Source organism: Streptomyces sp. NPDC030798 (genome assembly GCF_055572275.1).
The window spans coordinates 272,266-294,566 of the sequence record NZ_JBVIDR010000002.1 but is presented as its reverse complement, the minus strand read 5'-3'; the positions used below and the strand labels follow the sequence as shown (position 1 = coordinate 294,566).

Annotated in this window: 23 protein-coding genes, 1 tRNA gene and 1 pseudogene; 5 read left to right on the top strand and 20 right to left on the bottom strand. The window is 71.1% G+C overall.

What is annotated here, in order from left to right; genetic code table 11:
- Window positions 1-36: 36 nt before the first annotated feature.
- Window positions 37-996: an ABC transporter ATP-binding protein gene (locus ACZ404_RS05860; RefSeq protein ID WP_468436325.1), complete on the top strand. Its 960-nt coding sequence runs from the start codon at window positions 37-39 to the stop codon at window positions 994-996.
- Window positions 997-1,056: 60 nt separating this feature from the next.
- Here the strand turns inward: ACZ404_RS05860 and ACZ404_RS05855 are convergent, their stop codons facing one another.
- The 9 genes and pseudogenes from ACZ404_RS05855 to ACZ404_RS05815 all read right to left on the bottom strand — a co-directional run bounded on the left by ACZ404_RS05855 (window position 1,057) and on the right by ACZ404_RS05815 (window position 11,565).
- Entirely contained in the window at window positions 1,057-1,746 is a 690-nt protein-coding gene (locus tag ACZ404_RS05855; RefSeq protein WP_468436323.1) for a DUF8185 domain-containing protein, read from the bottom strand.
- The gene (locus tag ACZ404_RS05850; RefSeq protein WP_468436321.1) at window positions 1,743-2,180 is read right to left on the bottom strand and encodes an acyl-CoA thioesterase; all 438 of its coding nucleotides are present in this window, start codon (window positions 2,178-2,180) and stop codon (window positions 1,743-1,745) included. Before ACZ404_RS05850 ends, ACZ404_RS05855 begins: the two co-directional genes overlap by 4 nt.
- 6 nt (window positions 2,181-2,186) lie before the next feature.
- Window positions 2,187-3,851: an energy-dependent translational throttle protein EttA gene (gene ettA / locus ACZ404_RS05845; protein WP_468436319.1), complete on the bottom strand. Its 1,665-nt coding sequence runs from the start codon at window positions 3,849-3,851 to the stop codon at window positions 2,187-2,189.
- Between the two features lie 206 nt (window positions 3,852-4,057).
- Window positions 4,058-4,513, bottom strand: a complete 456-nt coding sequence (locus tag ACZ404_RS05840) for an SRPBCC family protein (protein WP_468436317.1) — start codon at window positions 4,511-4,513, stop codon at window positions 4,058-4,060.
- Window positions 4,514-4,603: 90 nt separating this feature from the next.
- A pseudogene (locus ACZ404_RS05835) lies at window positions 4,604-5,124 on the bottom strand (Uma2 family endonuclease).
- A gap of 206 nt (window positions 5,125-5,330) precedes the next feature.
- Window positions 5,331-6,710 carry a Cys-Gln thioester bond-forming surface protein gene (locus ACZ404_RS05830; protein WP_468436315.1) on the bottom strand — a complete coding sequence of 460 codons (1,380 nt, stop codon included), beginning with the start codon at window positions 6,708-6,710 and terminating at the stop codon, window positions 5,331-5,333.
- Window positions 6,711-7,018: 308 nt separating this feature from the next.
- On the bottom strand, window positions 7,019-7,492 hold the full coding sequence (locus ACZ404_RS05825; RefSeq protein WP_468436313.1) for a single-stranded DNA-binding protein: 474 nt from the start codon (window positions 7,490-7,492) through the stop codon (window positions 7,019-7,021).
- A 206-nt stretch (window positions 7,493-7,698) separates the two neighbouring features.
- Complete coding sequence (locus ACZ404_RS05820) at window positions 7,699-9,954, bottom strand: GTPase (RefSeq protein WP_468436311.1); 2,256 nt, start codon at window positions 9,952-9,954, stop codon at window positions 7,699-7,701.
- A gap of 3 nt (window positions 9,955-9,957) precedes the next feature.
- Complete coding sequence (locus tag ACZ404_RS05815; RefSeq protein ID WP_468436309.1) at window positions 9,958-11,565, bottom strand: dynamin family protein; 1,608 nt, start codon at window positions 11,563-11,565, stop codon at window positions 9,958-9,960.
- Window positions 11,566-11,837: 272 nt separating this feature from the next.
- Between ACZ404_RS05815 and ACZ404_RS05810 the strand changes: the two genes are divergently transcribed.
- Window positions 11,838-11,910, top strand: a tRNA-Arg gene (locus tag ACZ404_RS05810).
- Between the two features lie 395 nt (window positions 11,911-12,305).
- Here ACZ404_RS05810 and ACZ404_RS05805 read toward each other — a convergent pair.
- Both ACZ404_RS05805 and ACZ404_RS05800 read right to left on the bottom strand, forming a co-directional pair.
- On the bottom strand, window positions 12,306-12,581 hold the full coding sequence (locus ACZ404_RS05805; RefSeq protein WP_468436307.1) for a hypothetical protein: 276 nt from the start codon (window positions 12,579-12,581) through the stop codon (window positions 12,306-12,308).
- Between the two features lie 79 nt (window positions 12,582-12,660).
- Entirely contained in the window at window positions 12,661-13,419 is a 759-nt protein-coding gene (locus ACZ404_RS05800; protein ID WP_468436305.1) for a hypothetical protein, read from the bottom strand.
- Window positions 13,420-13,847: 428 nt separating this feature from the next.
- Between ACZ404_RS05800 and ACZ404_RS05795 the strand changes: the two genes are divergently transcribed.
- From ACZ404_RS05795 to ACZ404_RS05785, 3 genes are all read left to right on the top strand, one after another.
- The gene (locus tag ACZ404_RS05795) at window positions 13,848-14,336 is read left to right on the top strand and encodes a hypothetical protein (RefSeq protein ID WP_468436303.1); all 489 of its coding nucleotides are present in this window, start codon (window positions 13,848-13,850) and stop codon (window positions 14,334-14,336) included.
- Between the two features lie 231 nt (window positions 14,337-14,567).
- Window positions 14,568-14,861 carry a hypothetical protein gene (locus ACZ404_RS05790; RefSeq protein WP_468436301.1) on the top strand — a complete coding sequence of 98 codons (294 nt, stop codon included), beginning with the start codon at window positions 14,568-14,570 and terminating at the stop codon, window positions 14,859-14,861.
- 237 nt (window positions 14,862-15,098) lie between these two features.
- Window positions 15,099-15,395 carry a hypothetical protein gene (locus tag ACZ404_RS05785; RefSeq protein ID WP_468436300.1) on the top strand — a complete coding sequence of 99 codons (297 nt, stop codon included), beginning with the start codon at window positions 15,099-15,101 and terminating at the stop codon, window positions 15,393-15,395.
- A gap of 134 nt (window positions 15,396-15,529) precedes the next feature.
- On the opposite strand, the gene ACZ404_RS05780 is transcribed toward ACZ404_RS05785, so the two are convergent.
- The 9 genes from ACZ404_RS05780 to ACZ404_RS05740 all read right to left on the bottom strand — a co-directional run bounded on the left by ACZ404_RS05780 (window position 15,530) and on the right by ACZ404_RS05740 (window position 22,125).
- On the bottom strand, window positions 15,530-15,874 hold the full coding sequence (locus tag ACZ404_RS05780) for a hypothetical protein (RefSeq protein ID WP_468436298.1): 345 nt from the start codon (window positions 15,872-15,874) through the stop codon (window positions 15,530-15,532).
- Window positions 15,875-16,071: 197 nt separating this feature from the next.
- On the bottom strand, window positions 16,072-16,443 hold the full coding sequence (locus ACZ404_RS05775) for a hypothetical protein (RefSeq protein ID WP_468436296.1): 372 nt from the start codon (window positions 16,441-16,443) through the stop codon (window positions 16,072-16,074).
- A 122-nt stretch (window positions 16,444-16,565) separates the two neighbouring features.
- On the bottom strand, window positions 16,566-16,943 hold the full coding sequence (locus tag ACZ404_RS05770; protein ID WP_468436295.1) for a hypothetical protein: 378 nt from the start codon (window positions 16,941-16,943) through the stop codon (window positions 16,566-16,568).
- A 43-nt stretch (window positions 16,944-16,986) separates the two neighbouring features.
- Window positions 16,987-17,229 (bottom strand): hypothetical protein, encoded by a 243-nt coding sequence (locus tag ACZ404_RS05765; RefSeq protein ID WP_468436293.1) that lies wholly within the window; start codon window positions 17,227-17,229, stop codon window positions 16,987-16,989.
- A 164-nt stretch (window positions 17,230-17,393) separates the two neighbouring features.
- Window positions 17,394-18,794 carry a condensation domain-containing protein gene (locus tag ACZ404_RS05760; RefSeq protein WP_468436291.1) on the bottom strand — a complete coding sequence of 467 codons (1,401 nt, stop codon included), beginning with the start codon at window positions 18,792-18,794 and terminating at the stop codon, window positions 17,394-17,396.
- A gap of 187 nt (window positions 18,795-18,981) precedes the next feature.
- Window positions 18,982-19,941, bottom strand: coding sequence for a D-2-hydroxyacid dehydrogenase family protein (locus tag ACZ404_RS05755; RefSeq protein ID WP_468436289.1), 960 nt, complete (start codon window positions 19,939-19,941; stop codon window positions 18,982-18,984).
- A 126-nt stretch (window positions 19,942-20,067) separates the two neighbouring features.
- Entirely contained in the window at window positions 20,068-20,934 is an 867-nt protein-coding gene (locus ACZ404_RS05750) for a tyrosinase family protein (RefSeq protein ID WP_468436287.1), read from the bottom strand.
- Window positions 20,918-21,415, bottom strand: a complete 498-nt coding sequence (locus ACZ404_RS05745) for a tyrosinase cofactor (RefSeq protein WP_468436285.1) — start codon at window positions 21,413-21,415, stop codon at window positions 20,918-20,920. Before ACZ404_RS05745 ends, ACZ404_RS05750 begins: the two co-directional genes overlap by 17 nt.
- Window positions 21,416-21,525: 110 nt before the next feature.
- Window positions 21,526-22,125: a vitamin K epoxide reductase family protein gene (locus ACZ404_RS05740; RefSeq protein ID WP_468436283.1), complete on the bottom strand. Its 600-nt coding sequence runs from the start codon at window positions 22,123-22,125 to the stop codon at window positions 21,526-21,528.
- Window positions 22,126-22,301: the final 176 nt, after the last annotated feature.

Below are 22,301 nucleotides of genomic sequence, written 5' to 3'. Positions count from 1 at the left end.
CCGCCCGGCGCAGCGCCGCGCCCCCAGGGAGACCCCATGACGACGGCACACCCCACCCTCACCGAGCTGGCCACCCGCGTCACCGAAACCCGCAACCGCCCCGCCTACGGCCACGACGCCCTCATCACCTGCGACCGCCTGGTCCGCATCTTCTCCGCGGACGGCGTCGAGGTCCAAGCCCTCCAGGGCCTGGACCTCCTCGTGCACGAGGGCGAGTTGACGGCTCTCGTCGGCGCCTCCGGCAGCGGCAAGTCGACGCTGATGAACATCCTCGCCGGCCTCGACACCCCCACCGCCGGCGGAGCCCACGTCGCCGGCCACGACCTCCTCACCATGACCGCCAAGGACCGCCTGGCCTACCGCCGCGAGGTCGTCGGCTTCGTCTGGCAGCAGACCTCCCGCAACCTGCTCCCGTACCTCACCGCGGCCCAGAACGTCGCCCTCCCCCTCCAGCTCTCCGGCACCCGCATGCGCCGCCGCGCCCGCGCCGAACGCGCCCTGGAACTCCTGGACCTGCTTCAGGTGGCCGACTGCCGCGACCGCCACCCGCACGAGATGTCCGGCGGCCAGCAGCAGCGCACCGCGATCGCGGTGGCCCTCGCGAACGCCCCCGCGGTGCTCCTCGCCGACGAGCCCACCGGCGAACTCGACTCCCGGACCGGCGCCCAGATCTTCGACGCGTTCCGCACGGCGAACGAGACCCTCGGCACCACCATCGTCATCGTCACGCACGACCAGGCCGTGGCCGGCGAGGTCCGCCGCACGGTCGCCATCCGCGACGGCCGTACGTCCACGGAGGTGCTGCGCCGCAGTGAGGTGGACGCCACGACGGGCGACGAGACGGTGGTCGCCCGCGAGTACGCCATGCTCGACCGCGCGGGCCGCCTCCAACTGCCCGCCGAGTACACCCGGGCCCTGCACATGCGCGACCGCGTGGCCCTGGAACTGGAAGCGGACCACATCGGCGTGTGGCCGGACGACAGCGAAGAGAGATAGACGGGCCCGCCACAGTGCCACCGCGGCCGCACCCGGAGCAGGCGCCCGGCCGCGCTGCGCTCAGCGCACGCTGACGCCGAGCACCCCGAGCCCCGCCGAGGCCTGTGCCCGCCGTACCGCCACGGATCCGTACGGCGTCCGCAGCCTCAGCCACGCTCCGCAGGCGTACAGCCCGGTGCCGTCCGTGCCGGCGCCCGGCCGCAGGAAGCCCAGGGACTGCGCCGCGTGCACGGCCCGTACCGGCAGCCGGGTGTCCCCGACCTCCCGGGACCAGATGTCCCGCCCTATCCGGTCCAGCTCCGCGCGGGTGCGCCGCTCGGGCGCCAGCTTCTCCGTGCGCGAGCGGAACTCGGCGACGGACGCGGCGACCGTCGTCCGCAGTACCTCCGGCGCGGGCAGTCCCGGCTCGGGCCGCCAGCCGCCGCGCGGCGGCAGCACGCCGGCCCACGGCGGCCCGGTGACCGGGGCGGGCACGGCGGCCGTGGCCGCCCGCTCGTCCACGGACTCCAGGAACTCACCGGCGGACACGGTCACGTCGAGCGTGAGGTCCAGCCCGTTCTCGTACGGCTTGGCCAGCCGTACCGCGCGCACCGCCAGCACCTCGAAGGACGGCGGCCGCCCGAACACGGCGAGCGCGGTCCCTGCCGCCTGCAGGCGCACCGCGGCTCCACGGTCGTAGTGGAGCAGCCGGGAGAGGAAGGCGGCGAGGTCGGCCGCCTCCGTCTCGTCGGCGAGGTGGAGCACCGTCATGCGGCGACGGCCTCCCCCTCGGCCTCGGTCTTCCCGTCGTTCTCGGCGTCGTCCCGGTACTCCTGGAGGAACTCCCGCTCCTCCGGGGTGAGCCGGCGCGGTCGCTGGGCCTCGAAGTCGAACGGCACGACGACGGTGGAGGCGCGCACGTAGACCACGTCCTCGTCCTTCACCTCGTAGGTGATGGTGAAGGACGCGGCGCGGATCTCGGTGACCCACAGCTCGATGTCCACCGGATGGTGCCGGTGGACGAGCTGTCGCTTGTAGTCGATCTCATGGCGCGCCACCACGGACCCCTGCTTGAAGTCCTTCTCCGGGCGGAAGAGGAAGTTGATCCGGGCTTCCTCCAGGTAGCGGATGAAGACCGCGTTGTTGACATGGCCGTACGCGTCCATGTCCGACCAGCGCAGCGGGCAGCGGTACAGGTGGCGCAAGATCGATCAGCCCCGGGTCAGCTTCTTGTAGGTGGCGCGGTGCGGACGTGCTGCGTCCGGGCCGAGCCGCTCGATCTTGTTCTTCTCGTACGACTCGAAGTTGCCCTCGAACCAGAACCACCTCGACTCACCCTCGTAGGCGAGGATGTGCGTGGCGACGCGGTCCAGGAACCACCGGTCGTGGGAGACGACGACGGCGCAGCCGGGGAAGTCCAGCAGCGCGTTCTCCAGGCTGGAGAGCGTCTCGACGTCGAGGTCGTTGGTGGGCTCGTCGAGGAGCAGCAGGTTGCCGCCCTGCTTGAGGGTCAGCGCCAGGTTGAGGCGGTTGCGCTCACCACCGGAGAGGACACCGGCGGGCTTCTGCTGGTCCGGCCCCTTGAACCCGAAGGCGGAGACGTACGCCCGGCTCGGCATCTCGACCTGGCCGACGTTGATGTAGTCGAGCCCGTCGGACACGACCTCCCACAGCGTCTTCTTCGGGTCGATGTTGGCGCGGGTCTGGTCGACGTACGAGATCTTGACGGTCTCGCCGACCTTGATGTCACCGGCGTCCGGGGTCTCGAGACCCTGGATCATCTTGAACAGCGTGGTCTTGCCGGCGCCGTTCGGGCCGATGACGCCGACGATGCCGTTGCGCGGCAGCGTGAACGACAGCCCGTCGACGAGGATCTTCTCGCCGAAGCCCTTGTGCAGGTCGTTGACCTCGACGACCACGTTGCCCAGGCGCGGGCCCGGCGGGATCTGGATCTCCTCGAAGTCCAGCTTCCGCATCTTCTCGGCCTCGGCGGCCATCTCCTCGTACCGGGCGAGACGCGCCTTGGACTTGGCCTGCCGCCCCTTGGCGTTCGACCGCACCCACTCCAGCTCTTCCTTGAGCCGCTTCTGCCGCTTGGCGTCCTTCTGGCCCTCGACCTTCAGACGGGTGGCCTTGGTCTCCAGGTAGGTGGAGTAGTTGCCCTCGTACGGGTAGGCGCGCCCGCGGTCCAGCTCGAGGATCCACTGGGCCACGTTGTCCAGGAAGTACCGGTCGTGGGTGATCGCGACGACGGTGCCCGGGTACTTGGCCAGGTGCTGCTCCAGCCAGTTCACCGACTCGGCGTCGAGGTGGTTGGTGGGCTCGTCGAGGAGCAGCAGGTCGGGCTGCTCCAGCAGCAGCTTGCAGAGCGCGACGCGGCGCTTCTCACCACCGGAGAGGTTGGTGACGGGCCAGTCGCCGGGCGGGCACCCGAGCGCGTCCATGGCCTGCTCGAGCTGGGCGTCCAGGTCCCACGCGTTGGCGTGGTCCAGCTCCTCCTGCAGCTTGCCCATCTCGTCGAGCAGCGCGTCGGAGTAGTCGGTCGCCATCAGCTCGGCGATCTCGTTGAACCGGTCGAGCTTGCCCTTGATCTCGGCGACACCGTCCTGGACGTTCTCCAGAACGGTCTTCTCCTCGTTCAGCGGCGGCTCCTGCAGCAGGATGCCGACGCTGTAGCCGGGCGACAGGAAGGCGTCGCCGTTCGACGGCTGCTCCAGCCCCGCCATGATCTTCAGCACGGTCGACTTACCGGCACCGTTCGGGCCGACGACACCGATCTTCGCTCCCGGCAGGAAGCTCAGGGTGACGTCGTCGAGGATCACCTTGTCGCCGTGCGCTTTGCGCGCCTTGCGCATGGTGTAAATGAACTCAGCCAAGAGAAACCGTCCGGCAGCTTGAAATCTGGCAGTGGGCAGATACACCCCATCTTGCCTGAACGCCAGGCTTGGGTGTTAACCCGTTTGGTCTGGGCGCTCTGACCTGGGGTTTCGGTGGGGGCGGCCGTAGGTCGTCCGTCGCTGTCGGTCGCAGCTGAGCGGCCTCAGGCACCCTCGCACGGCCCAGGGACGGCCCGGAGCACGCGTCAGCTGGAATCGGTGGCGTCGGCGCCTTCCAGCAGAGCTTTCAATGCTGCCAGGTCCTTGGCGTTCGACCGTCGCACAGCCGCAGCCATCATCGGTGCGCTCACTTTGGCGAAGCCGGACGGCTCGCCGCGGTTGCGCAGCGTCATCCGGGTGTGGTCAGCGTCCACCGGCTGCCAGGTGTAGGTCGTCTCCATGGGAAACGGCCCCTGCGCGGTGCGCATCACGAGTCGCTGGGGTGAGTACTCGACGACTTCGTACGTGTAGGTCAGGGTGCGTCCCAGGAAACGGGCGACGAAGTCGAGCTTCGAGCCCGCACCGAGCGGCGGCGAGGTCCGCCAACGAACCGAGACGATGTTGGCGTACCAGTCCGGCGCATTGGTCGGATCCCCGGCATAGGCGGCGACCTGCGCACAGGGGCGGGCGATCACGGTCTCGGTGAGGACGTCGACAGCCATGACGTCAACGCTATCCCTGCTCCTCACGGAGCTCGACGCACGTGCTGTCCGGCCGGCTCACGCGCCGCCGACTGCCGAGCAGTGCGTGAGTCAGACCTGGCCGAGGTCGATCTTCACCGGGAAGGGGGCCGCTACCTTGAGGACGCCGGTGAACACGTCTCCGTCCCGGTAGGTCTTCGTCGCGGGGTCGAGTACGTAGGTGTACACGAGAGGAACGCCTGTCGCGGCCTGCTCGATCCGCCAGTAGAAGCCGATGCCCGCCTTGGCGTACTGGTCAACCTTCACGATCCGGTCGGTGGTCTCCGATCCCGGTGGATGTCGATCGTGTCTGCGCGGTACACGACGACGTCAGGGCGGCGATTGGTGAGCGGGACGTCCTGAAGCCGTACGTCGAAGTCCGTGTCGGCGTTCCACTCCGGGCCCGCGGCGGCGTCCAGGGCATTCGCCAGAATCCGCGCGAGCCGGTTGGGCCGCTTGGACGCACTCGGACTCACGACGACCATCCCGTCCACGATCTCGATACCAGCGCACTGCTCCTCGGACCAGGACTCGTACTCCTCCGCCGTGATCTGCTCATGCATCCATGCCGGTGCCACCATCTCAGCCGTCATGAAGCACCTCCTGGTCGCTGTGCTGCGGGGCTCGATCCCGCTCGATTCAGCGTACTGTCTGCCCCCGTACAGCACGCTGATCTCGCTCATGGCCCATGATCTGCCTGGGCTGACTCGACCCGCTCGAGAACGATCGCCCGCCCGGCGGCCGGCTGCCGGCACGCTCCGGCATCGTCACGGCCGGGAACCATGGTCAGGAATGCAAGTCAGGGCCGGTCGGTCGTCGGGTTTTCGCGGTTGCGGAGGATGACCAGGACCGCGCCTCCGATGACGACCAGGCCGATGGCGATGCCGGCGATCAGGGGGGTGATGGCGGAGCCGCCCGTGGCGGCGAGGTCGGTGTCGGTGGGTGTGGTGTTGCCGCCGACCGTGGCCGGGCTGGGCTCGCTGAGGGTCTGGGTGGTCTCCGTGGTGACCGAGCCCTGGGTCTTGCAGTCCAGGACTCCGGTGAAGCGGTGGCTGAAGCCGTGCGGGCCGGTGATCGTGAAGTCGTAGGGCTGGTCCTCCTGGAGCGGCACCGTCACGGTGCGGGAGGCCCCGGCCGGGATGGTGTGCTCGGCGCCCAGCAGTGCGAAGGTGAAGGGCTGGTCGCCCTTGTTCACCGCGGTGATGTCGACGCCGCCCTTGGCGCAGTTCTTGCGGGCCGACACCGCCGGTATGGCGCCTTCGGCGGCCCAGGTGGCACTGGCGGTCGCGGAGACCGTGGACTCGCTGGAGCCGGCCAGGATCTGGGTCTGGCTGCGGCTCTCGGAGGCGAACGCGCGGCCCACCGGCACGGTGGTGGAGGCCTGGACCGTCAGTACCGCGGAGCCGTCCGCCGCGTCCTCGGGGACGTCGAAGTACAGCCGGCTGCCGTCCTTCGCCGACGTGATCACGTTGCCGGTCCTGTCGATGATCCGCACCCCGCTGTTCACCGCGTCCGCCGGCGGGCTCACCGCGACGCTGCCCGCGTTGGTGTGCACGGTGACCGGTCCCAGCAGATCGCCGGGGTGGCCGGAGACCGCGGGCGGGTCCAGAGTCAGCGAGGCCTGCGGCTCACCGATGTCATGGGCGCTCTTGTAGAGGTGGTCGGCGAGCTTCTCGGCCTGGGGGTCGACGGCGTCGACCTTGACGCCGTCCGAGTAGCGCCAGATGGCCACCTGGGTGCCGGCCGCCGCGTCCTGCTCGGTCAGCCCGCTCGCGTGCGCCCGCCGGGCGAGCGCGGCGAGGTCGTTCACCTGGGGATAGGAGTTCTGCAGGATCCAGCGGATCCGGCCGGCGTCCTTGTTGCCGCCCAGCGAGGTGCCGCTCCAGGGCGTCTCCTGGTAGCGGGCGTCGCGCTGGGTGGGGTTGTGTATGTCGACGCAGTACGTCTGCAGGGTGCCGCCGCCGTCCACGGACATCTCGAACAGGCCCGCGGCCACCCGCTGGTCGGCGCCGTCCTCGTGGATCACGGCCTCGCCGTAGGTCTTCAGACCGTTGATCGTGGCCGTCGCGCCACCCTGGGTCTGGGGTGCCTCGTCGGCCGCGGCCGGGCCGGCGCCGGACAGCACACCCGTCACCACCAGCCCGGACAGCAGCGCCAAGGCGCCGAGGCGGGCGGCCACGCGGGCGGACCGAGGAAACCCAGAGAACGCAGCAAGCACAGAATTCCCCTTCGAGCAGGACCCGTTGGACGTGGGGGACGGTCCCACCAGCAGAATCGGCAGCCCCAAGGGGCACGCTCGGCATCCTATGAACCAGGCCGGACCTCGTCGGGCGGTCCGATCGTCTGATGGGTGATCCGATCCGGAATCGTTATCGCGGTGAGGGGTTGTGAGCAGGGCCTATCGACAAATCAACCCAAGGGGCTCGGCGACGAGCCGCCCGCCCTCCGATGCCGGTCCTCCTGCGTCCTCGCCCCACCCCCCTCACGTCACGTCACAGCCGCCGGTTCCGGGGGCTGTTGGGCGTGGGCCGTCCCGCCCTCCGGTGGCTCGGCCGACGGGGTCTCCCAGTTCGGCTCCGGCCGGGCCGGCTGCGGTGTCTCCGGCTTGGCCGCGCGGCGGAACACCGCGGTGCCCCGCGCCAGGTCATGGCCGACGGCCACCGCGTCGATGTCCGCCGACGCCCAACTCTGCTGCTCCCGCTGCTCCGCACGCACCCGCAGCCGGCCCTGGACCACGACGGGCTGCCCCACCTCCACCGACGCCGCCACGTTGACGGCGAGCTGGCGGTTGGCCCACACCGTGAAGAAGTTGGTGTGCCCGTCCGTCCAGGCGCTCTTCTCCCGGTCCCAGTACCGTGAGGTCACCGCCAGCCGGAACCGCGCCGACGGGCCCGCCGCCGTCTCCCGGTACATCGGCTGCGTCGCCACGTTGCCGACCACACACACCACGGTCTCGTTCATGCTCGCGCTCCCTCCCTCGCCCGGCCCCCCAAGGCCGGGCCGGCATGCGTACGGGCCCCTCCCGTACGGCTGCGTCTGCCGTGCGGCGCGATCGCCGCGGGACCAGACTGCCTCCGCAGGGCCGGGGCCCGCCGAGCACTGTGGATCAGCTACAGGCTGTGGAGAACTCCCTCACCCGTACGGGTGAACGGGCGGACCGCTGGGCCTCAGCCCGCCCCCGGCCCGGTCCCCACGACCCTGGCGTACTGCTCCCGCACCTCCCGGTACCGCAGCAGCTCCGCCGCGACCGGGTCGAGCACCCTGGCCCGGCCGCAGCTCGCGGCCGCCTCCCGCAGTCGCCGTTCCGCGTCCATGCCGTAGCGGCGTGCCGGTCCCCGGGCCGCCATCCGGCATCCCCACTCCACCAGCGGCCCGCCGACGATCCCGCAGATCATCAGCAGCACCGGCACCCCCAGGTTGGGCGCCATGACCCCGGCGATCTGCCCCACCAGCCACAGGCCGCCCACGACCTGCAGCAGGGTCATCGACGCCTGCACCAGCACCGCCACCGGCCACCACCCCGGGCGGGGCGGACGGCCCGGCGGCAGTCCCGCGCGCCCCGCGAGTTCGTCCAGTGCCTCGGAGAGCCCGTGGGATCCGCGTACGGCGGCCTCGCGCACCGCCACCGCCCATGGCGCGGGCAGGCCGGCCGAAGCCTGGTCGGCCACCGTACGGACCGCCTGCTCGACGCTCTGGCGGGCCGTGGCCTCCTCGTCCGGCTGGGCGGCGCGCACCGGGAGCCGGCCCGTGGTGGACCCGCCGCGTCTCTGGTACCAGCGCCACAGCCGCAGCCAGGGCGTCCCGCACGCGCGGTTGGCGTTGCGCAGCCAGGCGCGTTCGGCGGCTTCGCCGGCCGCCGTGGCGCCGACCGCGTCCGCGAGCCGGGCGGCGAAGTCCTCCCGGGCCTCCTCACTGAGGCCGACGGGCCGGCCGGTGGTGTAGACGGGCCGCAGCTGGGCCGCCGCGGCGTCCACATCGGCACCGACCCGGCGGGCCGCGGCACCGCGCTCCGCCACGAAGTGGCCGAGGGCGTCGCGCAGGTCCCCCACGCCCTCGCCGGTGAGCGCGGACAGCGCGAGCACGGTGGCACCCGGTTCGCCGTACTCGCCGAGCGCGACGCCGTCCTCGTCGAGCAGCCTGCGCAGGTCGTCCAGGACCTGGTCGGCGGCCTCGCCGGGCAGCCGGTCGATCTGGTTGAGGACGACGAACATGACCTCCGCGTGGCCGGCCATCGGGCGCAGGTACCGCTCGTGGAGCATGGCGTCCGCGTACTTCTCCGGGTCGACCACCCAGATGACCGCGTCGACCAGCTTCAGGATCCGGTCCACCTGCTCACGGTGCTCCACGGCCGCCGAGTCGTGGTCGGGCAGGTCGATCAGGACCAGCCCGCTCAGCTTGCCGTCGGCCTCCGCGCTGTGCAGGGGGCGCCGGCGCAGTCGTCCGGGGATGCCGAGCCGGTCGATGAGGCTCGCGGCTCCGTCGCTCCAGCTGCACGCGATGGGGGCGGCCGTGGTCGGACGCCGTACGCCGGTCTCCGAGATGGCGACCCCGGCCAGCGCGTTGAAGAGCTGCGACTTTCCGCTGCCGGTGGCGCCCGCGATGGCGACGACGGTGTGCCGGCCGGAGAGCTTGCGGCGGGCGGCCGCCTCGTCCAGGACGCGGCCCGCCTCGGCGAGGGTACGGCTGTCCAGGCGGGTGCGGGAGAGGCCGACGAGCTCGCGCAGGGCGTCGAGCCGGGAGCGCAGGGCGCCGTCGTACGCCAGGGGGGCGGGGGCGTGGCTGCCGGAGCTGCGCGGCTGGGTGTCCAGCACGGAGGCGCGCTCGGCGGCGAGAGCCGCCGCGGAGTCCTCGGTCACGCGCCGGGCGATGAGCCCGTCGTCCCACGCCTCCGTGGGATCGGCGTCCGGGTCGGTGCCCCCGCCGGTGCCGGATTCCTTGGCCGTCTCGGCCTTCTTGGCCCTCTTTGCCTCTTTGGCCTCCTTGGCGTCCGTCGTGCGGGCGGGCGGTTTCCGGCCGGCCTCGGCACCGGCACTCTTCACAGGGGCGTACGGCTCCCTTTCCCGTCCCGCCTCGGGCACGCGCGCGTGCCGCTGCTCGTCCCTGCTCTCCCTGCCGGCGTCCGCTTCGGCCTCGGCCTCCACGTCGCCCGCCCGAGCGCCCACGCCCGCGTCCACGTCCGCGTCGCCGGCGCCCGAGGCGGGCTCGGGGGACCCGCTCCTTGCCGGACGGATCTCACCCGAGGCACCGGAGGCGGCCGCGGCGTCCAGCAGCGGATGCTCAAAGTTCCGAACCCCCTCGCCCGCGGACACTGCCCCGGGTTCCCCGGAGGGCTCATCCGCGGAGGCGGCCGCGCCGTTCATGGAGTCGATGGGGTCCATGTGGTGCTTGTGGTCCGTGTGGTCGTGGTCAGTGACGGCGGTCACCGGTCACCTCTCCTTCTGCAGTACGGACAGCGCGGCGATGAGTTCGACCTGGGGTTCGGCGGTGACGGCCAGGGCGTCGAGCGGGGCGAGGCGCCGCTCGCGCTCGGTGTGCATGACGCGGTCGACGTGGTCGTTCAGCAGGCGTCCGGCCCGGTCGCGCAGCCGCAGCGCGCCATGGGCGCCGATCCGCTGGGCGAGCCCCTCGCCCGCGGTGCGTGCCCGGCGTCCGCCCAGCAGCACGGTGGCCATCAGGGCGGCGACGGCCTCGGGGTCGGGGGCGGTGCTCCGCTCGAGGTCCCGCACCTCGTCCTCGGCGTACTCCTCCAGCTCGCGCCGCCAGCGCCGTACCGCGATGCCGATGCGGTGCTCGGCGCTCTCCGCGGCGGGCTCCCGGCCGGTGAGCCGGGGGGTGTCCGCGGCGGGGTCGTGCCGCCAGGCGTTGTCGACGCGCTCGTCGGCGGCCGTGACGGAGCACAGCAGCAGGGCGCCGAGGCTCTCCACGAGGGCGTCGAGCAGTTCACCGGCGGTGCAGTCGAGGGGGAAGGCGCGCCAGCGCTTGAGCGCGTCTCCGGCGAGGACGGCCCCGTTCTTCAGCCTGCTGCGCACACGCGCGTGCTCGCCGTCGTAGGCGTTGTCGACGGCGGCGGTGAGCCGGAGGGCGGCCGCGTACTGGGCGGCGGCGGCATTGGCCAGCTCGGCCGTGCGCGACCTCAGCGAGTCGAGGAGGCCGTACACCGTGCGGGCCGTGACCTGCCGCCGGGCCCCGGAGTCCTGGGCGTGGTGGACCAGCCAGGTACGCAGGGCCGCGACGGCCGTGGAGGGCAGCAGGCCCGCGCCCCAGACCGACTCGGGCAGCTCGGGCACGGTGAAGCGGGGCACGTCGCCCAGGCCCGCCTTGGTGAGCAGGGCGCCGTACTGCCGGGAGACCTCCGAGACGACCTGGTGGGGCACCCGGTCGAGGACGGTCACCAGCGTGACGTCGTACTCCTTGGCGGTGCGCAGCAGGTGCCAGGGGACGGCATCGGCGTAGCGGGCCGCCGTGGTGACCATGACCCAGACGTCCGCGGCGCACATCAGCTCGGCGGCCAGGGCCCGGTTGTCCGCCACCAGGGAGTCGATGTCGGGGGCGTCGAGGAGGGCGAGGCCGCGCGGCACCGTGTCGGCGGTCTCGATGCGCAGCACGCGCGCGTCGTGCTCACCGGAGGGCAGCAGTTCGTCGCCCGCCTCCTGGTGGGGCACCCACACCCGGCCGAGATCGGGCAGCACGCGCGCGTCGCTGAACCAGTGATGGTCCTCCGGATGACAGACCAGGACCGGTGTCCGGGTCGTCGGCCGCAGCACGCCCGCCTCGCTGATCCGCCGGCCCACGAGGGAGTTCACGAGGGTCGACTTGCCGGCCCCGGTGGAGCCGCCGACGACGGCCAGCAGGGGCGCGTCGGGCTCCCGGAGCCGGGGTACCAGGTAGTCGTCGAGCTGGGCGAGGAGTTCGTCACGGTTGGCACGCGCGCGTGGCGCCCCGGGGAGGGGCAGCGGAAAGCGTGCGGCGGCGACACGGTCGCGCAGAGCGGAGAGTGTCTCGAGCAGCTGAGGCCGTACGTCCAAGGTCACCACATGCGAAGAATGCCCAATTTTAGGGGAATTCTGAAGCATATAGACATGTCTGCGTGCCGACAGGACAGAACGGACGGAAGGGACGACTGGGACGCGGGCACAGTCGAGGCATAACGAGTGCACAACACCCGGTGCGTCGGAGGTCAAAAGCGGTGCACGATTCGTACCTGCCTGCGATTATCAGGACCGCTTCACCGAACCTCCACATCGAGCCACGGAGGCGAAGCGACCGGGTCGAGGAACGGGGACCTTTATCCTTGTCCCGCCACCAGGCCCCCGTAGCTCAGTGGATAGAGCAGGCGCCTTCTAAGCGCTTGGCCGCAGGTTCGAGTCCTGCCGGGGGCGCAAGTCTCCGCCCTCCCGCTCGGGAGGGCTTTTTGCTGGTCACGATGGGTGCCGCGCGACGCGGGACAGCCCCGGCCGCCATCCTGATGATCAAGGCGGACCACGGGGCTGTCCGGTCGGCGCCGGGTGCTCGCGGGTGGCGGTGTCGTATGCGTGTCGGAGTTCTCGACCCGGCGAAGATCAGCCAGCGCCCGACACCCGCGCCTCCGAGAGGTCCCTGCGGGCTCCGGACGCCGTTTCAGGTCCGCACACTGCCCGCCGACGTCGATGTGAGGTGAAACCCCGCACCGGATCGAACGATTGAGTCCGCGCATGCCACGACGCCCCTGCCGGGCGGGGAGCGTGTCCCTCCGGCAGGGGCGACGGAGCGTCTGTCCGTGCGGGGTGCGGCGGCGTCAGAGAGCCTGGTTGTTGCAGCCCATGTGCGAGCCGAGGTTGGTGGGCTGGGCGCCCGGGTGGCCTTCGCCGTTGAGCGCGTTGCCCAGCAGGCCGTTGACGGCGCCGACGCTGCCGAGCACGTCGATGTTCATGTCGTGCGAGCGGCACTCGATGCCCTGCCGGACGTCGAGGTCGTGCCCCGGCTCACCGTGGGCGACGGCGGTGCCGACACCGAAGGAGCCGACACTGCCGAGGACGGCGCCCACGAGGGCCGCCTTGTGAAGCTTGCGCATGTTCTCTCCGTTGGTCGAGCGGGTGCGATCTGCGGCAGATCGGGGGAGCGGGTGGAGCGGTGACGCGTGCGGGAGGGCCTCAGCCGACGTGCGGCAGACCCAGCTGACCCACCGGAGGCGCCGCGACCTGTCCGAGGCCGAGCGGGGCCATCTGCGGTGCGCCCGGCGCGAGCAGCGGGTTGACGAGCGGGTTCACCTGGGGGTTGACCTGCGGGTTCACCTGCGGGGTGACCCGCGGCCCGGGCTCCGGCGCGAAGGTCTGGGGCACGGCGACCTGCGGGGCGACCTGCGGCATGACCTGCGGCGCCGTCTGCGGGGTGACCTGCGGTACGACCTGCGCCGGCTGGGGGGCGGCAACCTGCTGCGGGGCATACGGCTCGCCCGAGCCCGAGGCGTGGGCGAAGCCGCCCGAGGACGCCGAGGCCGAGGCATACCCGCTCTGCTGGGGGGCCGCGTACTGCGGAGCCGCCTGCATGGGCTGGGCGTACGGCTGCTGCGTCGAGGCCTGCGCGACGCCCGCCGCACCGGACGCCGCCGAGGCCTGCGGGGCGGCGTACTGGGGCGCCGCGTACTGCGGGGCCGCGTACTGGGGCGCCGGGGCGGCGTACTGGGGCGCCGCGTACTGCGGGGCGGCGTACTGGGGCGCCGCGTACTGGGGCGCCGCGTACTGGGGAGCGGGCGCCGGGGCCGCGTACTGGGGAGCCGGGTACTGCGGAGCGGGCGCCGGAGCGGCGCCGCTGTATCCGACGGGTGTGTCGGCATGGCTGACGCCGGCGCCGATGGCGGACAGACCGCCGGCCGCTGCTACGACGAGCGCGGCCTTGTGAAGCTTGCGCATGGAACCCTCGGCCCTTCAATACCTGTACAGGGAAATCCGTTTGTATTCATTGCGGTCCGCGTACGCCCGGCCGGATGTTCGTACCGCATCCGAAGAGAGACAAATGCCGGGATACGACGCGGACTTCACGCCCTCTCGCTGCTGGCAACGAGATCTGCCCCGGCCCGGTCACGGGACGGTGAATGCCGTCACCCGTTTGCCAGGAAGCGCGCACGCCGGGCGTGTTGACGAAAAGAAGGCGGTGTCGTCAAGCAGGGCCACCGGGCGTTGGGACAGATGGGTGACCACTCCCCCGGCGACCGTGTCCGTATCGCCATTCCCGTCGTTCCCCACGCAGCCAGGACGATGGTCCATCGCAGCCGCATCAGCATTTCCCGATACGTTCACGCACAGTTCCACGCACAGGTCAATGAAGGGCCGAGGGTTCCATGCGCAAGCTCCAGCACGTCGCGCTCGTCGTCGCAGCAGCAGGCGGTCTGTCCGCCATCGGCACCGGCCCCAGCTTCGCCGACGCCCCCGTCGCGTACAGCGGTGCTGTTCCGCCCCCCGTCTCCCAGCCCGACGCGCAGGCCGCCTCGTTGACCTCCTCCCAGGCCAGCGTGCAGAGCTACGGCTCGCCGGCCGCCCCGCAGCGGCAGGCGGCGCCGCAGCAGCCCGCCGAGGTCAGCCCGCAGCTCAACCCGCAGCTCAACCCCCAGCTGAACCCGCAGATCACCCCGCAGGCCACCCCGCAGTCGGCCCCCGCTCAGGGCGGGCCGCTGACCCAGGCCAACCTCTTCCGCCCGTACCAGGAGTGCAGCCCGCAGTCGCTGCTCAACGCGAACCTCCCGGTCGCCCTGCTCGCCGCCTCCGAGACGCGCGGCATCAGCTGCACGCAGGCCAACAGCCAGGCGAACGCCGCCGCCACCGCCCACTGAGCCGCCCCAACTTCCGACTTCCGCATCCGTAAGGGCCCTTCGAGGAGCACTCCTCGAGGGGCCCTTACGCATGTGCCCTTACGCATGTGACGCAGCGTCAGGTCCCACCCTGTACCGAAACCGCGAATCGGCGCGTCGCTGTCCGTTTTGGGATAGTTCGTATTAATCTCTCGTAACTGTAAGAAGTCGATCTGCTACAGATCGCATCCTCTTCACACCACCGGAGATGACATGCACAAGCTTCGCAAGGCTGCCGTCCTGGTCGCCGCGCTCAGCACCGTCGGCCTCGTGGGTGCCGGCACCGCTCACGCCGATGGCAAGTACGGCGAGAAGGGCGGGAAGGGTGACAGCTACAGCGTCCTGCAGAGCACCAACTGCAAGTCGCACGACCTGAACCTCGACGTCCTCGGCGAGGTCGGTCTGCTCAACGGCCTCCTGGGCAGCGCGCTCAACGGTGAGGGCGACCCGGGTGCCCAGAGCACCCACATCGGCTCGACCATGGGCTGCAACAACAGCGCCTTCTAGGTCGCCCAGGCCGCGCACGAGCGGCCGGACAGCGGAAAAGAAATATCCCGGCGCCGGGCACCGTTCCCGGCGCCGGGACTTTTTGTATGACCAATTACCGGGCATCGACCAACGCGGTGACAATTCATCAGGTACGGCGCGCCAGCGACGGTGAGTTCCATAGTTCGTATTAGCCTCCATAACCGTACGAAGTCGATCTCCCGCAGATCGCATCCACTTCACTCCACCGGAGAGAACATGCACAAGCTCCGCAAGGCTGCCGTTCTGGTCGCCGCCCTCGGGAGCGTCGGACTCCTGAGCGCCGGCGCTGCCCACGCGGACGGGGGTAACGGCGGCTGGGGACACGAAGGCGGCCGCTTCAGCGTCCTGCAGAGCACCACCTGCAGGTCGCACGACGCCAACGTCGACGTCCTCGGTGAGGTCGGCATCGCCAACGGCCTGGGCGGCAACCTGCTGAACGGCGAGGGCAACTCGGGGGCGCAGGAAAGCTCCCTCGGCTCGTCGATGGGCTGCAACAACAGCGTCGGCAAGTAACCGGCGGTCGTCCCGGTGCCCCGGCCGCAGGCCGGGGCACCGGGATTTCCATGACGGGACGAAGAACAGAACGCAAGCCGCACAGCAGAAATGCCGGACGGGCGCCAGCCCGTCCGGCATTCGCCGTTTCCGCCTCAGGAAGGGAAGTGCGGCGGCACGAAGTTCTTGGGCAGTTTCGTCTTGTTGGAGCATTCCACCACCGGCCCGATGTCCTCGGACCGGCGGTTCAGGAGGCCGTCCTCGGGATCCACCACATGCGGCCGGCCGATCGTCGAGCAGTCCTGCGCCTGCTTGATGACGTACCGGCCGCCCTTGTCGGTGTAAATGGTCTCGTTCTTGTGCACGCAGGTGATGTCCCCCTGCGCGGACGTCTTGCAGTCACCCGGGGAGGTGTCGGCGTGAGCGTGCGCGCCGCCCAGGGAGATCACGGCGAGACCGACGATCCCTGAGACGGTTGCGATCTTCTGTCGGCTGAACATGTACCGCGTTCCTTTGCGATCGATGGAGGAAACCGGTGGATGCGATGGTGGGAAAAGCTGAAATCGCGAGCACAAGAGGTTCAGCCCGGGCGCGCACCCTGGTGGGTTTGTGCGCGTCCGGGCTGCCATTGCCGCCGTGGGCGTTATTCAGCGCACCGCTTCGAACGGTGCTCTGACGGGGTGTCGATGCGCGGGCCTCACTTGGAGAGGCTGGAGAAGAACGGAGCGATGAACTGGCCGTAGATGACCTCGGCGTACTTGGCGTTGTCCGCCGACTTGTTGCCGTACTCCGAGCCGCCCTCGTCGGACTTGCCGCCCTCCTCCTTGCCGCCCTCGTCCGACTTGCCACCGTCCTCGGACTTGCCGCCCTCGTCGGACTTGCCACCCTCGTCGTCCTTGGAGTGCCCCATGGGGGCGCTCCAGTTGGCCACGGCGTTGGCCTGCGAGTTGGCCACCGCCGTGAGCTGGGGAGCGTCATCGTTGTCGCCGGCGAAGCTGGCGCTGATGCCGAAGGTGGACAGGCCCGCGACGACTGCGGCTACGACCGCAGCACGCTGGAACTTGCGCATGGTTGACCCTTTCGTACCCGGGCATGGCGCCCTGGTCTGACTACGTAATGTGAGCATATACACACCGTACGTAGCATTTTGGGATCTATAGCCATGCGCCGTGTCGACGGGACGGCCGCGACTCAGCCCAGCAGCCCCGGCAGCGACAGGCCCTCGTCGCTCTCGTCAGCCTTGTCGCCCTTGTCGTGGCTCTGCGGCTTCGCCGGCACCGGCGCCGTGTTGGCGCAGGTCACCCGCGGCCCGATCTGCGTGGTGCCGTTGCTCAGCGGAGAGGGGAGCGTCAGCGGCTCCGACGGCACACAGCTCTGCGCCTGCCGGGCCGGGACCTGACCCTCCGGCACCTCGCCGGTGATCCACTGGATGCAGCTGACGTTGCCCTGCAGGTCGCGCGTGCAGTTGCCCGGGCCCGCCGCTGCGTGCGCCTGGGCGACGCCGGCACAGGTCACGGCGAGGCCGCCGAGCAGCCCCGAGACGACCGCCATCTTCTTCCTGCTGACCATGTGTTGCGATTCCTTTCGCGGCCGTGCGGCCGTGGGGCCGGATTCAGCCGGTGAAGGCGTGGTTGAACTGGCCGCAGGTGGTGTCGAAGGTCTGACCGAGACCGAGCACGCCGACCGGGATGTCGTTCTCGGCGACCGTCTGCGGGCTGCACTCCTGGTAGGGGCGGTAGAGGTCGGACACCGTCGGCCCGCCGTCGTGGGCGAAGGCGGTACCGGCCCCGGCGCCGATGGCGGTCAGACCGCCGGCCGCCACTGCTGCGATCACGACCTGCTGAAGCTTACGCATGGAACCCTCGGTTCTTCCTTTGCCTGCGCAGAACTCGCCTACGCAGAGAGGCTGATTGCCTACCGTGACTGAACGAACACTAGCAGTAGTTATTCAGGGTGTTCCACATCGGTGGATACCCGTGTCCAAGCGGGGAGATGAGGACACACCGGGACTAAAGGGCTTCAACGCCCGTGTGGCAGCGGGGCACTTGCGGGCACGGACGCGATCAGGCCCCGCAGCGCCTCGACGTAGCGCCGCATGTTCTTGTACGCCGCGTCCGTGTCCGGGTACCGGCAGGCGAACCAGAGGCCCTCCTCCAGCCGGTTGACCCAGACGCAGACCTGGTCGCCGTACGAGACCCGGATCAGGCCGTACGCCTTCCGCTCGGTCCAGCGCTCGGCGCCGGGGACGACGCGGGCGTCGACGTACGAGACGATCGAGTACAGGTCGGGCGAGGTCGGCCGGAAGTCCGCGCCGAGCAGGCGCAGGACCCGGGCCAGCGGCATGCGCGCCAGCGAGCGGTTGGCCTGGAGTTCGGAGCGCACCACGGTGAGCGCCTCGTCGAAGTCCCGGGCCGCCGGCACCTCGATCGGCGCCCCGCCGACGTACCAGCCGACGGAGTCCGACCAGGCGGACTTCATCCGGGTGTGGAAGGGGACGACGGTGCGGTAGACCGGTCCCCCGCCGATCTCGTGGACGATCATGCTGGTCGCGGCGAGGACACCCACCAGGCTGCCGCCGTAACGCCGGCAGTACGCCTCGAACGCGGCGGCGGCGTCGGCGTCCACGAGCCACTCGCACATGAGCTTCTGGGCGGGCAGCCGGCCGCCGGGCTCGAGCCCGAGATCCACCGGGAAGTTCGGCAGCCGGCCGTCGCACCGGCCGATGAACTCCCGCCAGCGGGCGACGATCGCGTGCGTGTCGTCGATGCCGTCCGCGTTCGCCCGCTCCAGCTCGCAGAAGTCGACGTAGCTGCCGACCGGGGTGCCGGTCACGGTGCGGCCCGCGAGCCGCGCCGCGTACAACTCGTGGATCTCGTCCGGGATGCGCTGCAGCGAGTAGGCGTCGACGTTGGTGTGGTCGAAGGCCAGGTACACGCTGGTGGAGTCGTCGCGGACGACGGCCGCGTAGATGAGGTTCGGCCAGCCCAACGCGTCGGCCGCGACGTCGAATCGGTCCTGCAGGTGCCGTACCAGCGTGCCGGAGTCGGTGAAGTCGCCGATCACCTCGCGGCGCAGCGACACGTCGTCCCGGTCGAGCGTGAACCGGTGCATCTCGTCGCCGGACCAGCGGAAGCCGCTGCGCAGTGTCTCGTGCCGCAGCGTCCAGGCACGCAGCGCCTCCCCGAGCGCGTCCAGGTCGGCGCTGCCCGGCAGGTCGAAGGCCGCGCCCAGCCAGGTCGGCACGAACAGGCCGTCCTCGCGCACCGTACGCGCCGTCCTGATGTGCGACTCCTGGTTGTACGCCGGCGGCCGTGAGTCCGTCGGCAAGTCTGTCGCCGCCGCGACGGTCGCCGGACTGAACGTCCACTCGACGAGCCGTCCGGGCCGGACCTCGCAGCGTTGGATGTCAGAAATTCGCACGGGCGTCTCCGTTCGCAGAAGCCACAGAATCGATCAAGGGGGTGCAGCGTGCGCGGGCGGTGACCGCCGTGTCGCCGACATTCAGCGGAACGTGTGGCGTTTCGAACGGCGAAGCGAAGCATCGTCCGCCGAACCCTGCGGGCAGCAGGGCCCGTTGCCGGGGGCCGGCGGACGGCTGCGGCGGCGGTCAGCCGAGGCGGCGTATCGGGGAGCCGACCAGGAACGCCTCGATGTTCTCCACGGCCTGGCCGTAGTACGTCGCGTAGTTGGCCTCGGACACATAGCCGAGGTGCGGGGTGGCGAGCAGGCGCGGGGCAGTGCGGATCGGGTGATCGGCGGGGAGCGGTTCGGAGTCGAAGACGTCCACGCCGGCGCCGGCGATGCGGCCTTCGTGCAGGGCCGCGAGCAGGGCGTCCTGGTCGACGAGGCCCGCGCGCGAGGTGTTGATCAGGTACGCCGTCGGCTTGAGCAGGGCGAGTTCGGCCGCGCCGAGCAGGCCGCGGGTGCGCTCGCCCAGCTTGAGATGGAGGGAGACGAAGTCGCTGGTGCGCAGCAGTTCCTCCTTGGAGGCGGCCAGTTCGGCGCCCACCTCGTCGGCGCGCTCCTTGGTGAGGTTCTGGCTCCAGGCGGTGACCCGCATCCCGAAGGCGAGGCCGATCCGGGCGACCCTGCTGCCGATGTTGCCGAGCCCGAGCAGCCCCAGGCGGCGCCCGTGCAGATCGGCGCCGACGGTGGACTGCCAGGGGCCGCCCGTGCGCAGCGCACCGTTCTCGGGCACCAGGTTGCGGGCGAGGCCCAGCAGCAGCGCCCAGGTCAGTTCGACGGGCGGGGTCGCGGAACTGGCCGTTCCGCACACCGTCACGCCGTTTCGTTCGGCGGCCTCGTAGTCGAGCACCGAGTTGCGCATGCCGGAGGCGACGAGCAGCTTCAGCCGGGGCAGCCGGTCGAGCAGGGAGGCCGGGAAGGGCACGCGTTCGCGCAGGGTGACGACGATGTCGAAGTCGGCGAGGGCACGCGCGAGTTCGTCCTCGTCGGCGATGTGCTCGCGGAAGGCCACGACCTCGACCCGGTCCTGGACGGCGGACCAGTCGGCGGACGTGAGCGCGACGTTCTGGAAGTCGTCGAGCACGGCACAGCGCAGTCGCATGGCGGTTGTCTCCCCTGTCGGTGTGATGCGTGGTGGCGCCGGGGCCCGGGGGCCACCGGCGGTCCCAGTCCACCACTGCGCCGCCGCCCGGCGGTGCACGGGTCCCGGGCGGCTCGCGAACCGGCCTCACTCGTACTGGTAGATGGCGCTCAGGTCCTCCAGTTCCTGGGGTGTCACGTCCCACGGCGGCAGCCGCTCGTGCAGGGCGACGACCCGGCCGTGCTGGGGGTCGCTCCCGTCGGGCGGATCGGCGGGGAGGTAGCGGGAGTCGGGGTGGCGCTGCCGCCACCGGGTCCACTGCAGGTCGACGAAGGCGTGGTGCAGCCAGAAGACGGGATCGTTGACGGAGGCGCCGCCGATCATCACCCCACCGACCCAGCGGTGCACCCGGTTGTGGTTGCGCCAGGACACGCTGCCCCGGCCCGAGCCCCAGCCCTCCAGCTTGTTGCGGAACCCCTTGCTCACCGTCGAGTCCCAGGGCGCCGTGTCGTAGAGGGGGTCGGACATCGCGCTCTCCAGGTCGGCCGCCGTCGGCAGTTCGATCGGGGAGCGGGCGCGGCCGAGGTCGCGGGTGAGGAACGTGCCGTCCGTGACGTTCACGGTGATGGTCCAGTGGCCCGCGCTGTAGGCGAACGGGCCGGTCATCACCTGCCGGTCGGAGCTGCGCCCGTTGCCGCCGAGCAGGTCGTCGGTCCAGGGCAGGGCGCCGGGCGTGCGGTCGCGGGTCCAGTCCCAGTACGGCACGGTCACCGACGGGTCCACCCGACGCAGCGCCTGCTCCAGTTCCAGCAGGAGCTTGCGGTGCCAGGGCAGGAAGGAGGGCGCCATGTGGGCGGCGCGCAGCCCGTCCTCGCCGTCGGGCGTGTAGTACTCGATGTGCGTGCGCACGAACTCGTCGTACTCGCCGCGCCGTTTGACCTCCAGCAGGGCGCTGACGAACCGTCGACGCTCGGTGCGGGTCAGGGCGCTGACGTTCTTACGCGTGTACGCCATGCTCGCCCCCACCCCGGTGCATCGGTCCGCCGTCCATCGGCCCGGGTGCCAGGTCGCGCAGGTGCTCGCCGGGGCCCAGTTCGTCGACCGCCGCGCGGGCGGCGGCGAGCGGGCTCGGGTACGAGCAGTAGTGGTCGACCATGCTCAGCCAGGTGCCGTCGGCGCGGCGCATCAGGTGCAGAGGCCGGCCGTCGACCGTGACCTCCCACCGGCTGCCGGCGGGGTGGGCGGCGGTGACCTCGACGCCCCGGATGCGGCGGCCGCGGTACGTCTCGTCGAAGGCGGTGGCCCGACGGCCGCGGCCGTCCGCGGCGCGCGGGTGCCGGCAGGCCGCGACGACCGGGGCGAGCGCGGCGGCCACCGCCGAGAAGAGCAGCCCCCGCAGGAACTCCCGCCGCGTCCTGGTGCGGTACCGCGCCCCGTCCTCGGTCGGCGTCGCGCGGTGCCTGTGCATCGGCGTTCTGCCGACGCCTACGACCATCGTTCACTCCTCGTCCGGGTTCGGTTGTCCCTGCGGTAACCGCCGCACGGGCCTCCCGGTCACCGCGGTGCGGCCGGACCGGTGACCCGAGCCGGTCGGGGAGGGGTGGGTCAGCCGGTCCAGAAGTCCCACCAGCGGGTCAGGATCAGCATCCCGACGACGCCGGTGTGCAGCACGGGCAGGACCCAGGTGAACTCGGTGAGGAACATCCTGAGCGCGGGCGGCGCGGGCAGGAACCGGTGCCGCAGGACGAACGACGTGACGTACCAGAAGAGGAAGATCGTGGCGACCCAGGCCAGGCAGCACCACAGGCACAGGGCGTTGATCCGGTAGAGCGACTCGACCTGCAGCCAGGACACGAACCCGATGCCGAGCAGACAGCCCGCGCCGAAGGTCAGCCAGTACCAGCGCGGGAAGGCGGCGCCGGCCAGCAGGCTCATGCCGACGCAGATCACGATGCCGTAGGCGACCAGGCCCAGCATCGGGTTGGGGAAGCCGAAGACGGAGGCCTGCGGGCTCTTCATGACGCTGCCGCAGGACACCACGGGGTTCAGGCTGCAGCCGGGGACGAAGCGCGGGTTCGTCAGCAGCTTGAACTCGTCGAGCGTGATGACCCAGGAGGCCAGCAGCCCGGCCGCGCCGCCGAGCACCAGGAGCACCGCCGGACCGCGTCCGCTGCCCGCCGCTCGGGGAGCGGGTGCCGGAGCCATCACACGGACGGCCGGCGAGCAGCGGACGGCCGCCGGGCAGCGGACGGCCGGCGCGCCGGTGGGGCGGTTTCAGCGCGGCGTCGCCCTTGCGCCGGCGCGGCGGATCCAGAACGACAGCACCGCCGCGCCGCCGTGGCGGCTCCCGCGCAAGAGCCCAGCCGCCGCACCGGTACGGC

Bases quoted from the DNA above. Each gene is read 5' to 3' on its own strand.
- ACZ404_RS05860 (WP_468436325.1), top strand. From the start codon at position 37: ATGACGACGGCACACCCCACCCTCACCGAGCTGGCCACCCGCGTCACC.
- ACZ404_RS05855 (WP_468436323.1), bottom strand. From the start codon at position 1,746: ATGACGGTGCTCCACCTCGCCGACGAGACGGAGGCGGCCGACCTCGCC.
- ACZ404_RS05840 (WP_468436317.1), bottom strand. From the start codon at position 4,513: ATGGCTGTCGACGTCCTCACCGAGACCGTGATCGCCCGCCCCTGTGCG.
- ACZ404_RS05825 (WP_468436313.1), bottom strand. From the start codon at position 7,492: ATGAACGAGACCGTGGTGTGTGTGGTCGGCAACGTGGCGACGCAGCCG.
- ACZ404_RS05805 (WP_468436307.1), bottom strand. From the start codon at position 12,581: ATGCGCAAGCTTCACAAGGCGGCCCTCGTGGGCGCCGTCCTCGGCAGT.
- ACZ404_RS05800 (WP_468436305.1), bottom strand. From the start codon at position 13,419: ATGCGCAAGCTTCACAAGGCCGCGCTCGTCGTAGCAGCGGCCGGCGGT.
- ACZ404_RS05795 (WP_468436303.1), top strand. From the start codon at position 13,848: ATGCGCAAGCTCCAGCACGTCGCGCTCGTCGTCGCAGCAGCAGGCGGT.
- ACZ404_RS05790 (WP_468436301.1), top strand. From the start codon at position 14,568: ATGCACAAGCTTCGCAAGGCTGCCGTCCTGGTCGCCGCGCTCAGCACC.
- ACZ404_RS05785 (WP_468436300.1), top strand. From the start codon at position 15,099: ATGCACAAGCTCCGCAAGGCTGCCGTTCTGGTCGCCGCCCTCGGGAGC.
- ACZ404_RS05780 (WP_468436298.1), bottom strand. From the start codon at position 15,874: ATGTTCAGCCGACAGAAGATCGCAACCGTCTCAGGGATCGTCGGTCTC.
- ACZ404_RS05775 (WP_468436296.1), bottom strand. From the start codon at position 16,443: ATGCGCAAGTTCCAGCGTGCTGCGGTCGTAGCCGCAGTCGTCGCGGGC.
- ACZ404_RS05770 (WP_468436295.1), bottom strand. From the start codon at position 16,943: ATGGTCAGCAGGAAGAAGATGGCGGTCGTCTCGGGGCTGCTCGGCGGC.
- ACZ404_RS05765 (WP_468436293.1), bottom strand. From the start codon at position 17,229: ATGCGTAAGCTTCAGCAGGTCGTGATCGCAGCAGTGGCGGCCGGCGGT.
- ACZ404_RS05755 (WP_468436289.1), bottom strand. From the start codon at position 19,941: ATGCGACTGCGCTGTGCCGTGCTCGACGACTTCCAGAACGTCGCGCTC.
- ACZ404_RS05750 (WP_468436287.1), bottom strand. From the start codon at position 20,934: ATGGCGTACACGCGTAAGAACGTCAGCGCCCTGACCCGCACCGAGCGT.
- ACZ404_RS05745 (WP_468436285.1), bottom strand. From the start codon at position 21,415: ATGGTCGTAGGCGTCGGCAGAACGCCGATGCACAGGCACCGCGCGACG.
- ACZ404_RS05740 (WP_468436283.1), bottom strand. From the start codon at position 22,125: ATGGCTCCGGCACCCGCTCCCCGAGCGGCGGGCAGCGGACGCGGTCCG.